The organism is Bythopirellula sp. (assembly GCF_041737835.1).
Lineage (GTDB): Bacteria > Planctomycetota > Planctomycetia > Pirellulales > Lacipirellulaceae > Bythopirellula.
Map to the genome: position 1 here is coordinate 129442 of NZ_JBGSQY010000046.1, position 14751 is coordinate 144192.

General features: G+C 51.7%; 9 protein-coding genes. 5 read left to right on the top strand and 4 right to left on the bottom strand.

All coding sequences use genetic code 11. From position 1 onward, the window contains the following. Positions 1-162: 162 nt before the first annotated feature. The 4 genes from AC6T8Q_RS14535 to AC6T8Q_RS14550 all read right to left on the bottom strand — a co-directional run bounded on the left by AC6T8Q_RS14535 (position 163) and on the right by AC6T8Q_RS14550 (position 8116). Positions 163-2028: a polysaccharide biosynthesis protein gene (locus AC6T8Q_RS14535; RefSeq protein WP_500679763.1), complete on the bottom strand. Its 1866-nt coding sequence runs from the start codon at positions 2026-2028 to the stop codon at positions 163-165. Positions 2029-2034: 6 nt separating this feature from the next. After that, positions 2035-4296, bottom strand: a complete 2262-nt coding sequence (locus tag AC6T8Q_RS14540) for an O-antigen ligase family protein (protein ID WP_500679764.1) — start codon at positions 4294-4296, stop codon at positions 2035-2037. A gap of 478 nt (positions 4297-4774) precedes the next feature. Beyond that, the gene (locus AC6T8Q_RS14545) at positions 4775-7114 is read right to left on the bottom strand and encodes a GumC family protein (RefSeq protein ID WP_500679765.1); all 2340 of its coding nucleotides are present in this window, start codon (positions 7112-7114) and stop codon (positions 4775-4777) included. A gap of 6 nt (positions 7115-7120) precedes the next feature. Beyond that, positions 7121-8116 carry a polysaccharide biosynthesis/export family protein gene (locus AC6T8Q_RS14550; protein ID WP_500679766.1) on the bottom strand — a complete coding sequence of 332 codons (996 nt, stop codon included), beginning with the start codon at positions 8114-8116 and terminating at the stop codon, positions 7121-7123. Between the two features lie 618 nt (positions 8117-8734). Between AC6T8Q_RS14550 and AC6T8Q_RS14555 the strand changes: the two genes are divergently transcribed. Genes AC6T8Q_RS14555 through AC6T8Q_RS14575 form a run of 5 tightly spaced genes read left to right on the top strand, consistent with a single transcriptional unit; the run spans position 8735 to position 14735 of the window. Further along, positions 8735-9781 (top strand): polysaccharide biosynthesis protein, encoded by a 1047-nt coding sequence (locus AC6T8Q_RS14555; RefSeq protein WP_500679767.1) that lies wholly within the window; start codon positions 8735-8737, stop codon positions 9779-9781. Beyond that, a complete protein-coding gene (locus AC6T8Q_RS14560; protein ID WP_500679768.1) occupies positions 9778-10914 on the top strand; it encodes a polysaccharide biosynthesis C-terminal domain-containing protein in 1137 nt (378 codons plus the stop codon). Before AC6T8Q_RS14555 ends, AC6T8Q_RS14560 begins: the two co-directional genes overlap by 4 nt. Before the next feature lie 2 nt (positions 10915-10916). Then, complete coding sequence (gene wecB, locus AC6T8Q_RS14565; protein ID WP_500679769.1) at positions 10917-12050, top strand: non-hydrolyzing UDP-N-acetylglucosamine 2-epimerase; 1134 nt, start codon at positions 10917-10919, stop codon at positions 12048-12050. Between the two features lie 30 nt (positions 12051-12080). Continuing rightward, positions 12081-13424 carry a NeuD/PglB/VioB family sugar acetyltransferase gene (locus tag AC6T8Q_RS14570; protein WP_500679770.1) on the top strand — a complete coding sequence of 448 codons (1344 nt, stop codon included), beginning with the start codon at positions 12081-12083 and terminating at the stop codon, positions 13422-13424. Between the two features lie 24 nt (positions 13425-13448). Next, on the top strand, positions 13449-14735 hold the full coding sequence (locus AC6T8Q_RS14575) for a glycosyltransferase family 4 protein (RefSeq protein WP_500679771.1): 1287 nt from the start codon (positions 13449-13451) through the stop codon (positions 14733-14735). Positions 14736-14751: the final 16 nt, after the last annotated feature.

Sequence of the window (14751 nt, forward strand, 5' to 3'; positions counted from 1 at the left end):
TGACAATCCAATAGTGCCGAAAAATGGCTATTTCCAGCGACTAACGCGAATTTCCGCGATTGGCAGGTCAAGAAGATAGCAGTGCGATGGCAAATCGCCTGCCATGTTGTTTGCCAGCGAACCAAGAGCAATGGCGGTTCAAAAGACAGTGCGCGGCTTAAACTAAGCAGCGAGCTTAAGCTTGGCGGTTTGTTCGGCGACCGCGGGACGCATCACTGGAATGATTTCCGCGAGCGCTGCCCGCACGACATCGTTGGGTTCTTCGAGCAGATCGCTCAACTCGTTGATGTCGTGCAAGACTTCGAGTAGACGGCGCGGCTGCCCCACCGCCGTCATGATCTTGTCGTGATTCGTGGGGAGATGTTGCTCGTGATCGCTGTAGAGCTCTTCGTACAGCTTTTCGCCAGGACGCAAACCGGTGATGGCGATCTCGATATCCTCATCGACGCGCAAACCAGAAAGTTGAATCATGTCGCGGGCAAGATCCATGATTTTCACGGGCTCGCCCATATCGAGCACAAAGATCTCGCTGCCGCGGCCCATCGCGCCGGCTTGGATCACCAACTGAGCGGCCTCGGGGATCAGCATAAAGTAGCGGACCATTTCGGGATGGGTAATCGTGACAGGACCGCCGCGGGCGATCTGTTCCCGGAAGATCGGTACGACGCTCCCTGCGGAATCGAGCACATTGCCAAACCGGACCGTCACAAGCCGACATGGCGACGTGCTGGACTTGGCTTCGACGTATTGCTCGGCGAGGCGCTTGCAGGAACCCATCACGCTGGTGGGATTCACGGCCTTGTCGGTCGAGATCATCACAAAACTTTCGGCGTAAAATTCCTCTGCCAAGTCGACGACGTTCTTGGTGGCGAGCACGATATTCTTGATCGCTTCCCCGGGATGAGCTTCCATCAACGGCACGTGCTTGTAAGCGGCAGCGTGAAAAATGATCTGGGGTTGATGATGCTTGAAGACCGTGTGCAGGCGCTCGCGGTCAGTAAGATCGGCCATCGCGACTTCGACTTCGATATGCGGTGCGAGTTGGCGCAATTCGCGTTCGAGAAAGAACTGCCCGGTTTCCGAGCGGTCGACCAGCACGATCTTCTCGGGAGCGAGTTCCAAGAGTTGCCGGCAAATTTCCGAACCAATACTTCCCGCACTGCCGGTGACGAGCACGACCTTGCCGGAAAGCCAATCGTGAATGCGGTCAATGTCGAGTTGCACAGTAGGACGGCGCAATAAGTCGGTGATTGCGACCGAGCGTGGGTTCACGTCGACACGCTCGCGAACCAATTGCTCATAACTGGGGAGAACCTTTACGCGGAACCCACTTACAGCAGCGAGGTCCAAAAGATTTCGCACTGCTTTGCCCGACAGCGTACCACTGGTGATAAAAACTTCGTCGATGGAGTTTCTAGTCACGAGTTCCGAAATTTCGCTTTGATTTCCCAGGACGGGGACGCCCGCGATCCGGCGGCCCTGGAATTGTGGGCGATCGTCGACAAATCCGATGACTTGGTACTGAAGCGTGGCACTCATGCGCACGGAACGCAACAGGGCCTCACCGGCATCGTTGGCGCCAACGATCAGGACTTTGGCACCACGTGGCATTTGGAACGGTTTCCACTGAAAGTCACGAATTAAGCGGGGAGTCATTCGCACCCCGGCCAGCAGCATCAATGTCACACCCCAGTCCAGCAGGATGACGCTACGGGGTATGACCACAGATGTAAAAAGCATCGTGTCGACTAAGGTGACTCCTATCGTGGCGAGCGTGACCGTGCGCAAGAGTAGGAGCATGTCGCTGAAGCTGACGTAGCGCGCGCAGTCCTGGTGGAGGCGGGCGTGAAGGATTGCTCCCATTTTTATGGCCACGACCCAGAAAAGAGTCGAGATAAATACCGTTCCTGCGTTAGCGGTCGGATGACCGTCGAAGCGTAAGAGGAAGGCTATGTAATAAGCGGCTAAACACGGTAATGCCAGCAGGAGCAAAACAGTAATTAGCCTTTGAATATGTTGAGGTCCCATGTCATTTTACTTTGGTGGGGTTTGTAGCGTTTTGGCAAGTCTTTGCATTTTTCCACGTGTAGCTTGCTGCAATTCAAGTTGGACTGGATGATGGTTCGGCAATTGCTGAGTACACCAGTACAGATGGTGTTCTGCAGCATCAAATTGGCCGAAAGCAATCAGACATTTGCCTAGTTTGCGTCTGACATCAATGGAATTAGGGTAAGCTTTGTAGGCCTGTTGCAAGCTTTGATAAGCTGCGTGCAGATCGTTGAGCTTGAGTTGCATGTCTGCTAGAGTGTTCCAAGCTTTACAGGCGAACTCTGGTACTAGAGAGGGTGTAACTCGCATGGTTTCTTGCGCGGCATAGCGCATGATGGCTTGTTGATCTTGCAACGAGCCATTCGCTTCATATGCCTGCCATAACATTTCCATAGCCGACAAATCCGGCTTAAATTCGTGTAAGAAACCTTGTGCGGTAAGTTCCTGAACCAAGATCAAGGCAATGTACTGCTGATGTATTCCATTCGCCGCGAACGCTGTGCGCCAGAGCTTCATGGCTTGCTCACGATCGTCGGCAATGAAATAATTTTTGCCAATGCCAAATAAATGCATAGGATTGAGCGGGTTAACGCGCAGGCCTTGTTCAGCGTAGGCATAGTAGGTATTCATTCCGTGGCCTTCGAGAAAACACAACTCAGCGAGACAGATGTAGGCCTCGGCTTGAAGTGGGCAAAGCTTGATGGCACTGTGAGCATGGACGTACGCTTGATAGAGCAACTGACTGCTCTCGCCGAAAGCGACTTTAAGCCAACTCCGCAGTTCGTGTTTTGATCGAAAGTTGCTGGCTTGAGCAGCCTCGCGAACTTGGCTGAGCGCCATCGCATTGCCGTTTTCGTGGCAAGCCGTTTCGAACTGTTTGAGAAGGGCACAAGCGAGTTGGGCATGTGCCGTTGCCGAAGAGGGACACTCGCGAACAATTTTTTGTAGACTTTGCAGCTCAATGGCTGCATTCATACGCTCTGCTTCTTCCAGTTCGTCACGCAAATGTTGCCAACCCGCAGTTTTCTGTCGTGCGATGGACTCATTTCCCAGTCGAGCGCGGGTGTATGTGTCCCAAGTCAATGACGACTTCGCAGAAGGGAATAGAGTCATCACAATCCAAAGTGCCGCGACTCCTGTTCCCAGGGTCATATTAAAGTTCGAAAGTTGCGAAAAGGATCGTTGGTGACTCCGGTAGGCAGTTTGCTCATTGGAGAGCTGCCACAGGCGCGACATGCAACCGACAAGCAAGATCGTGACGGTCGCGCAGGCGGGAATAAACCACACAAAATCGACAATAGAATGAACGACGCTGGCGATGAGGGCAGCAAACACCCCTCCCGTGAGGATTTGTATTTGGGTGTTTCTCGTGTGGGTGAAAACGGTTCGTATGCCCCATGAAAATACGATAAGCAGCGCGGTGACTAAAAGTAGCACTCCAGGGAGACCATTTTCAGATGCGACCTGCAGGTACCCATTTTCAGCGTGTGTGAATAACGTGGGGAAGTAGCGATCGATATAGATAGGGTAAATATATTGTTGCGTACCAGCTCCGGACCCCGTGAGCCAACTGGCGCGAAACGCGGCCAAGTTCGCCTGCCAAATACTGCGGCGGCCACCGCCGCTATCAACTACCTCCAGAGACGTGCTTGAGAGCGAGTCAACGCGCTGCGCCAGCTTGTCATAGGTGCCGGTGATCGAAAGTGCCACGACAACAACTATGATAAGTAGTCCCGCTGACAAGGCATGACCAGAGTTCAGGAGACCGGCTTTTGCATAAATCAAAGTTAGGACCACGCCCGAGGCGGTCAGAGCGAGTAAGCCGCCACGCGACAGTGACGCGAGAATGGCGAATGTGACGATCACTGCGGCTACGGTTAAAACCAAGCAGGATGAGTGGTGTCCTTCGGAAGTCCCTAAAGAATTACGCCGTTGCCGGCTGACCGTGTGGACTTCACGAACTGGGTTCCTCAGCAACACGGTGGATGCCACGAGAGCTGATAGTCCTAGTACCAAGAAATGTGCAAAATGATTGCGCGACGTGAATCCAGCTTTAAAAGAATCTTTTGTGTCCACGAAGGGATAATCGTAAAACCAAAAAAACTTTCCATTGGCCGTGAAATACAGCACGATCCCGAAGCAAGCGACAATGGTTGCCGAAATGCCGATCCAGCGAACAATCCGTTTAATGTCTTCAACAGTTTCAAGGCGCTGGACCGTGGTGATGAACAACAAACCATAAGCCATCAAAGTGGCAAGCGACGAGCGCGTTTCTGCGGGGCATAATGAGACAGTTTGCCACGTTCCCAACGACGGTACCGACGCATTCGGACCGTTCCAAAGAGGCAGGATTTCGTAGATTCGTGGTGCAAGTTGACTCAGCCATTCGTGAGGCAGGGGTACCAACTGAAAGGCGACCCATGCGGTTGCGACTGCGAATAGCCAGACGGCCGGTGTGCTGAAGCCCGGAGACTTTTTTATCCAAAGTTGCCGGGCAAACCATGTGAAAGCCGTGAGAACGCAAATGCTAAGAATGGCAAAATGCCCAAGAGGGTGCCTGCCACCAAACAGATGTGGCCCGATGAAGACAATCGACCACAGCCCAAGATCGACGATTTGCAACAGCGTCGTAGCAAGACGTTCATCGCCGCCAACGTTGTGAGCGCGGCGGGAACTTGTTCGAGTTGCTTGCCAAGTCGCCATACCCTGTCTCAAATTTGGTTATCTAGGCAGCTCGCCGAGGTCGAACAGGGGAAGTTTCAGAGCGTTTACGAGGCATCTGGCGGTCTGAGGAGGGTAATCGAACACTGGAACGTGGTGCGCGGAGCTCTTCGGAAGTCTCTTCTTCGTGACCGTAGGTGTATCCATAGCCATAACCGTAGCCATAGCCGCCGTAACCGTAACTTTGTGAATCGGGTGACAGTGCATTGGCCACAACACCCAGCACACGGCAACCCGACGCATGGAAACTTTCCACGGCTCGAATCACTGCACGGCGATGATTCTTCTCTGGCCGTACGACCAAGATCGCTCCATCGACAAGCTGTCCGACAATTTGAGCATCGCTGACGGCGAGAATAGGAGGACAATCGACAATAACGCGATCGTAAACGGAATCGGCCCAAGCAAGTAGTTCGACGAACGCTTGACTGCTCAAGAGCTCGGCTGGATTTGGACGGCGTAAACCGACGGGCAGGACATGCAATCCTTCAACATCAGTTTTATAAATCAATGGCGGTGCGGATTCAGAAGGTGACAGGTTGGATGTGATGACTTCGGCAACGCCCGGGATTCCCTTGAGATTGAGCAACGTGGTGAAGCCAGGTCGACGCAGATCGGCATCAATCACCAGGGTTGTTTTGCCCGCTTGCGCAAAAGCGGTCGAAAGGTTGGCGGTAATTGTCGTTTTGCCGTCGCCCGGTTCAGAGCTGCAAATCAATAGCCGTTCGCATGCCGAGCCCGTCATCGATAAAGCGGTACGAAGCGTGCGGAACGCCTCGGTTTCGACGGCATTAGGCATGGCATGGGTATGAACTGTTTCCATGCCTGTGCCTGGCAAGGGGTCCAATTTTCGCACCATAGCTAAGACGGGAACACCTAGTTGAGCGGTCATTTCCTCAGGCGAGTTGAATCGGTCATCAAGTACGTCTTGGATGTAAACGATGATCGTCCCGAGCACCATCCCGCCCCCCAGGCAAGCGACGATTAAGAAGCGAAGCTGAGGTGACACGGGAACGAGATTAGGAATTGGCGCCCGCACAACGGTTGCTTGGATAGGTGCTTGTTCCTGACGCATATCGACAGTTGAAATCTTCTCGAACAGCAAATCGTATTGGGCCTCCAAGCGTGTGACTTCTCGTTCGAGCATTCTTAATTGGACGACGTCGCCACTGTGCCGCGCAGCTTCTTGGCGGGCCTCTTCAAACGAAGCCGTGATCTGCTGCTCTTTCTGCTGAGTTTGACGAACGGCTTGTTCGAGCATTCTTTGGACAATTGGTCCCAGCTGTTGATTCCCGCCCGCCCCGAATCGTTGACCGATATTCTGGCGATAGGAGTCGAGAAATTGCTGAGTGTTGGTAATTTGTGTCTGTAACTGAGCAATATGCGGATGATTGGGTCCATAAAAGTTGAGCAGGGAATTCAGTTCCTGTTTGGTCGCCAATAGTTGCTTCTGTTGATCTTCCAGGACCGCTAGATCTTCGGTGCTCATTCCGAGTGACGAGAGGAGCATTTGGCGACCGACGGTTTCTTCCATACCCACGAGATGTTGGTTGATATCTTCGCCGCGCTCAAGCGCACCCTTGACCGAAGCTAAAGTCGCCTGCAGTTCAAGTCGTCGTTCTTGTGTGTCCAGCAGTGCATCGTTGAGGCGTAAAGCGCGTTGAATGATGGGTTCGGTGACTTTGTCATCAGCATTCGCAGCTAGGTAACCGACTTGTTGGCTAAAGGATTGCAGCTGATTCTGTTTCTCGGCGAGCTTTGCTTCCAACTCGCCCCCCTTTTCCAGCAAACTTTGTAGTGTTTCACCAGCCGTGCCCCGATGTTTCTCTTCAACGAACTGGAGATACGAGGCAATGACGGCGCGCACGACGGCAGCCGCGGCTTCAGGGTGCTTCGAGCGATAGCTGACGTTGATGAAGTTTGTTTTGCGCGTGACACTCGCGGTGAGGTTGTCCGTAATTGTGTCGACCCATTCGTGAACGGGCACTCCGATGAGATCGACGCGAAATTGTGGCGGCAGTTGCTTGATTGCATTTTGAACCACAATGGGACTCGAGATTAACTTCTGGTGAGTCGCCATCGTATCTTCAGAAGTCTCGTGATCGCCGACCGTTGAAAGATGATCTTGCTTCTGTTGAATAATGAGCAACTCGGAATTCGAGGAATATTTGCGAGTTGCCAAGGTATAAAAAACTGTTCCCAATAAACTGCAGCAGAGAATCGAAGCGACCAGGACCTGCTTACGGCGACGAACAATCTGTAGAAAACGTGCTATCGTTGCCACGATATCAACCGAGGGGATGACATCGGGGTCAGACGACAATTGGGGAGGCATACTTGTCATGGCTGTTTAGAAAAAGTTGTTTCCGGAAACACCGACCGTGAGATGGAAAAGCTTGGAAAGTGTTTCGAAGACGGCCGTTGCCGGTGTTTGTTCGATGCTAATCATGTCGCCCTCAGCGAGAATGAGATTTTCCTGGCCATCGTGTTTAGCACGTTGCATGCTCGCCTGGATCACGATCGGCTGGGGGCGTGTCGAAGTGGGGCGAATGATATACACCTTGTCGGCGATGATCGAAGAGCTGCCCCCCGCGAGGGCAATGGCATCTAACAGGCGGACATCTTCCGTGTGTGAGAGCTCGAATTGACCAGGGTTCTTCACAAGACCACCCACGTGGATCGTTCGCTTGGGTTTGCTCTGGACCATGACGACGTCACGATCTTGTAACCGATAATCCTGGTACACATTGCGGGCAGCCACGTCGGCGAGATTGATGCGTTGGGTCACCGCTTGACCGTTAGCGACTGCAATCGGGGCACTAGCCGCATTGTTAAGAGTGCTATAGGCCGCGAGTTCGATTTCACCTTCTTTCGTGTCTTGCGAAGATTCCTGGGCAAAGCGGGTGTAGTCACCACCAGTTGCCATGTGCTGCCGAATAATCTCCACTTCCGAGCCTGCCTCTTTGGAAACACCGCCCGCCATAGCGATGGCGCTCACGACATCACAAGAATTCCGAGGAACTTCAATAAGTCCTGGTTTTTCAACGGCACCCAAAACCGTAATATGATTGACCGCTTTTTTCTTGAATTCCACGGTGACGTTGGGTTGGACGTATATGCCCCGTTCAATAGCGGTAGAAGCGATCAGCTGCCCCGCATCGACGGGATCGAGACCTCCAACCTGAACCGGCCCAATCGGTGAGACCTCTACAGTGCCTTCTTTGCCAACACGAACGGCAACTGGCCTGGCCTCTTCATTGTCGCGACCCGTGACCACGGTTACGTCTAACAAGTCGTCAGGGCCGATTAGTGAGTTGTCATATCCATTGCCAGTCATGCGTGCCATGTTGAACGATACATCGCCTACGGAGGGTCGCGCGCGCAGGTCCAAGGGAAGATTGTGCGCTTGAAACATAGCGTTGCGACAACCGGTCGCAGAAAGAGCCGACAACAGCAAAACACACAGACAAACAAACTGTTGCGAGCAAGTTGCCCCCAAGTTCACCGCGCTGCTGTGATGACGCAGTCGTTTTCGATGAGGATTGTGATGCAACAGACGCATAATTTTGGGTCTCGACGATGTGCGTACGCATCATCCAAGGGATATGAAGGGGATAGATTAAGCCACGGGATTGCTTGACACCCTCTTCCGGGAGGGTTGAAATACTAACTCGCCTGCAATGCGGCAAGTCCTTTTTTGCGGGACCACGAATCTCGCCTCGATGCTAGCTGGGGATTGGCTTTTGAGAGGAAGTGCTGTCAGAATGCGGCATTTCCATCTGGCCTTGCCTTGTTTTACGAGGTCCTTCTAAACTTACGCCCTAACCGAATGTCAGTTACCCCCGCAAATCGAACTGGCATTTTGTCTGACACAAGCAGCGACTGACCTCTCTGCTGCTCGCACGGTAAGGATGCCGTGCGGAGAGACATTCCGAATCATTACTCGCAGAAGGATGCTCGAGCAATGTTCAACGGGCAAACACTATTTGTTACTGGTGGCACGGGCTCTTTTGGGCACGATTTTATTCGGCTTGTGCTAAGTCGACATAACCCCGAGCGGGTCATAGTTTACAGTCGTGATGAAAAGAAGCAGCACGATATGCGCCTGGAATTCAACGACCCACGGCTTGGGTTTGTCATTGGTGACGTTCGTGACCGCAATCAGCTGTTCATGGCGATGCGTGGCGTCGACTATGTGTTTCACGCGGCCGCGCTCAAGCAAGTGCCATCTTGCGAATTTTTTCCGATGGAAGCGGTGCTCACAAACGTAATGGGCACACACAACGTGCTCGATGCCGCGGAAATCAACGGCGTCAAAAAAATGGTGGTTCTGAGCACAGATAAAGCGGTTTATCCCATTAATGCGATGGGGCAAACCAAGGCCTTGATGGAAAAGCTCACGCTTGCACGAGCAAAGCAGGAAAATACCAAGACGATTTTCTGTGGCGTACGTTACGGCAACGTCATGTATTCCCGAGGCTCGGTCATTCCTCTTTTTGTAAAACAGATCACCAGCGGCATGCCGCTCACGATCACCGATCCGCATATGACGCGGTTGCTTTTGCCGCTCGCCGAAGCCGTGCGCCTCGTGACGTTTGCCATGGAGAACGGTGAGCAAGGCGATATTTTTGTTCGCAAAGCCACGGCCACGTCGGTTCATACGTTGGCCAAAGCGATGCTGAAATTATTTCAAGCCAACAATCCCATTGAAATTGTAGGCGTTCGTGCCGGCGAGAAATTACATGAAATCTTGGTGAGCGCAGAAGAGTTAACACGTGCCGAGGATTGTGGCGACTATTATCGCGTGCATTGTCAGCGCGAACAAAATTACGACGAATATTTTGTGCGTGGGCTGGTTTCGGAGACGATCGCTCGGGAAGGCTACACATCCGAAAACGCGCCTCAATTGTCAGTTCGCGAAACCGAAGAATTGCTTTTGGAATTGCCGGAAATTCATCGCGATCTCGAGCAGTGGTTGCCGCAAGGGTTTGCCCAGCGGAGGGCCGCATGAGCGAGCTAACAAATTGCGCGCAAGTGATTGGAGTTACGGGCCCGCACGGATTTGTCGCAGGACATTTGATTCGCACACTTCGGGCAAAATCAAACATTACAGTACTCCCCTGCCCTCGTGCGGCCTTTGATTGTCCTGAGGAATTGGCAGGCTTTGTATCCCGTTGCGACGTGATCGTCCATCTGGCCGGAAAGAATCGTGGCGAGGAAGGCGAAGTTTATGCAGTGAACGTAGCATTGGCTGAAAAATTAGTAGCTGCTGCTGATTCCGCGAATAAGCCTTTAAGAATACTTTTTGCCTCTTCCACTCAGCGCGATCGAGAGAATTACTACGGTAAGTCGAAAAAACAGGCTGAGAAGATTTTCGATGAGTGGGCTAAAGCAGGTCCTCAGCGATGTGCCACGAATCTAATTATACCGAATGTTTATGGGCCAGGGTGTAAGCCGTTTTACAATTCCGTCGTGGCAACATTTTGTCACCAATTAGCACATGGAATCGGTCCGTGCATCGACGTTGATAGCGAAATTGAATTCATATGGATTAACGAGTTGGTGAAACGGATCTGCCAAGAGATCGACCACGGCCAAAATGTTCAAGAACTGCGGCTTGATGGAACGGCGAAATTGAGAGTCACCGAATTGTTGGCCAAGTTGCAATCATTCCAGTCAAGCCACACCGTGCATAACATGGTGCCAGATATCAGCGATCCCCTGGATGCCAGCTTATACGCGACCTACCTATCTTATTTGGAGCTTGACCAGCACGTCCATCGACCACAAATACATCGTGATGAACGGGGATCGTTGTATGAAGTCATTCGTATGGCAAGTGGCGGACAAGTATTTTTTTCCACGACCAAACCGGGCGTGATCCGCGGCAATCACTTTCATACCCGTAAGATTGAATGGTTCTGCGTTCTTAAGGGTGAAGCTGCAATACGCTTACGAAAAGTTGACGAGACCGAGGTGCATGAATTCCTTGTGTCGGGTGATTCTCCTCAGTTCGTCTCGATTCCCGTCCTCTACACGCACCAAATCGAAAACGTGGGACGAGAAGATTTGCTCACGATGTTTTGGTGTAACGAGATTTATGTTCCCGAAGACGCGGATACCTACTTCGAAAAGGTCGCTTAGAAATGACGAAACAGCTCAAAGTGATGACCATCCTGGGGACTCGGCCCGAAATTATTCGCTTGGCACGCGTCATGGAGCTGTTGGATCAGCATACAGAGCACGTCCTCGTACACACCGGCCAGAATTCCGATTACGAACTCAATGAAGTGTTCTTCAAGGATCTGCGAGTCAAGCAGCCGAAGCATTTTTTGAACGTCAACCGGGAATCTTTAGGCAGAATATTAGGCGACGTGCTGATTAAGTCAGAAGAAGTTTTGCGACAGGAAAGGCCCGATGCGGTATTAATCTTGGGCGATACGAATAGCGCATTCGCGGGGATTATCGCCCGCCGCATGAAAATTCCGTTGTATCACATGGAAGCTGGTAACCGTTGTTTTGATTTTAACGTGCCTGAAGAATTGAACCGGCGTATTATCGATCATATTAGCGATTTTAATTTGGTTTATACCGAGCACGCGCGTCGAAATTTGCTTGCCGAAGGCATTCACCCGCGGCGGATTTATCTTACGGGATCGCCGATGAGAGAGGTGCTCGATGACAACAAGCCGGGAATTGACTCCAGCGACATTCTGGCGAAACTGCAGCTCGAGTCTCAAAAATATTTTCTCTTGAGCATGCATCGCGCGGAAAATGTTGACATTGAGGAACATCTTACCGAGCTTCTCGAGGCTATGAACTTGTTGAGCGATAAATATCAGCTCCCCGTCATCGTAACGACTCATCCGCGAACTAAAAGCCGGCTGGATGCGCTTAAATTTCGTTCGCGTGACAATATTCGTTTTCTTCCGCCTTTTGGATACCACGATTATGTGCGACTTCAATTGGAAGCGTATTGCACGCTGTCTGATAGCGGCACGATTAGCGAGGAAAGTTCAATACTTGGTTTTCCAGCCATCACAATGCGAACCGCGATGGAACGTCCCGAGGCCATGGATTCTGGGCACATTGTGCTTACGGGACGTGACCCCGAGACAATTTTGCGGAGCGTGGAGTTGGTGGTGCAAAGCGCGGCCCATGATCGTCGGCAACCCATTGCAAAAGAATATGATGTTACCAACACGTCTTACCGCGTACTTAAGCTCATTTTAGGCACTGCCAAGTTAGGGCATTTGTGGGATGGCATTGTCGCGGCGTAAGGACGGTTAACCTTTTGTGGCGCAAAGACCATGAAAAACCTACCTGAGTCAGCCCAGATGCGAGCGGATCATGCTCCTGGCCAATCCAACGGCCGACCCTTCGTTGCGAGCTTTTATCGACAGCATGGCAAGCGGCTATTTGATCTCGTTCTTGCCGCATTAACCTTGGTCGCTCTTTCGCCGGTACTTCTTCTTGTAGCTCTTAGTGTTCGCTTCAAAATTGGTAGCCCCGTTCTCTTTTGTCATGCTCGAACCGGTTTGCAGGGAAAGTTATTCAATCTCACTAAATTTCGGTCCATGAATGAAGCCGTGGACGATCGCGGCGAACTTTTGCCCGACGAACAGCGGCTTACTGCATTCGGGAAATTATTGCGAGCTTGGAGTTTGGACGAGCTTCCGGAGCTATGGAACATTTTACGAGGTGAAATGAGCTTCGTAGGCCCGCGACCGTTGTTGGTCGAGTATTTGGAACTCTATTCGCCTGATCAAATGCGCCGCCATGAACTGCTCCCCGGGCTGACGGGCTGGTCCCAGATCCATGGACGCAATGCTTTGAGCTGGGAAGAGAAGTTCAGCCATGATGTATGGTATGTCGATCACTGCAGTTTTGCGTTAGATCTTCAGATTCTTTTTAAAACAATTGGCAAAGTTCTCACGCGACAGGGCGTAAGTCAAAATGGTCACGCAACGATGGAAAAATTTAAAGGCACCAAGGAGCAAGCCGTCAAAGAGCATCTTGATAAGGGTGTCATCGTGCTTGGCGCGGGAGGACATGCCAAGGTGGTCGTCAGTACTTTGCTTGCCGCTGGGTACGAGATATCAGGCATCTACGACGACGCACCCGAGTTGCTTGGCAAGAATATACAAGGAATCGAAGTGCGTGGCAGCATTTCTGGCCTTCCTACCCATTCCACGACGCGTGCTATTGTCGCTATTGGTGATTCATTAACACGACAGGCAATCGTTGAACAATTTTCATTTACTTGGATTACCTTGGTTCATCCGACGGCTTACGTAGACGCAGCCGCGAGCATAGGGGCCGGTAGTGTGATCATGGCTGGAGCTATCATTCAACCAGATAGCCATATTGGTCGTCATGCCATTGTCAACACGGCTGCTTCCATCGATCACGATTGCCTGGTCGGTGATTTTGTCCATATTGGTCCAGGTTGTCATTTGGCGGGTGCTATTCATATTGGTCAGCGAACACTCTTGGGAACCGGCAGCATTGTCGTGCCGCGCATCCAAATCGGTGCCGACGTCGTGGTTGGTGCGGGCACGGTGATCATCAAGGACGTGCCTGAAAATGTCACAGCCGTGGGTCACCCGGCGCGAATCATCAAACAAGGCGCCCAGCATACGCAGGCGGCATGAAACAAATAGGCTTCTGATTTATTTATGCGTGTACTTATACTAACTCAGTATTACTCGCCCGAGCCGACGTTCAAATTCGCGGACTTGGCGCGGGGCCTGCGCGAACGTGGGCATGACGTTCAGGTTATTACAGGATTCCCTTGCTATCCTTTGGGCCGTATCTACTCTGGATACCGCCAATCGCTCTATCAGCAAGAAACGGTCGACGGCATTGACGTCACGCGACTACCGCAATGGCCTGACCACAGCCGGTCGATCCTACGGCGAGTGCTCTATTATTTTTCTTTCGCATTGTCGGCCGCGACAATCGGATTATGGCGGGCTCGACAAGCCGATGTCATTCTCGTTTATCAATCGGCGTTTCCCGTGGGTTTAGCGGCTTGGGTGATTAGCCGAGTCAAGCGTATACCGTATGTTTGCGACGTGGTGGATTTGTGGCCAGAGAGCGTGGCTGCCACGGGGTTTATGCGGAATCGATTTGCTCTGGGCATCATTCGGGCGATTGTGAAATTCGTTTATCGAGGCGCTGAGCGTATTAATGTGATCACGGAAGGATATTGGGGCAATTTAGTAGATCTAGGAGTTCCGGCTGAGAAACTCTCTTTAATTCACTGTTGGCCTAGTGCTGGTCAATTTGATCCGGTACCAAGAGATGCTGCATTCGCGCAAGCAGAGAAGCTGGCAGGCCGATTCAACGTTATGTATGCCGGTACGATGGGCCCAGTGCAGGATCTTCGCACAGTGATTGATGCTGCCTTACTATTGCTGGATACTCCTGCAGTGCAGTTCATCATGGTTGGTGATGGCATGGAAAGTGAAGAACTCGCTGCCTATGCCAATCAGCGGGGATTAAACAACGTGCGATTTCTGGGACGTAAGTCGCCAACCGAGGTGCAAAAGCTGTTTCCGTTGGCTGATGCACTATTGGTTCATCTAAAAAGTGACCCTATGTCGAAGATATCTATTCCTTCGAAAACTTTTGCCTATATGGCGGCTGGTCGGCCAATCTTGATGGCTGTTGAGGGAGAGGCTGGTGCGCTTATTGAGAAACATGGTTGTGGAATTGCCGTGCAACCATCCCACCCAGAAGCACTAGCCAAGGCGATTAGAACTCTCTATAACCTGCCCTCAACTGAGCGACAAAGCATGGCTCGATGTGCGTTGTCGGCGTACAACAATCATTATCATCCGGATCGACAGATTCAAAAATTCGAGACGTTGTTGCTCGATACACAAGGTAAAAACAAGTTCAAAAAAACAGTCGATCATCAACCGAGTCTGGAACTTGGCCCATCTTATCCCCATTCCTGAGAGACTTGATTTTTCT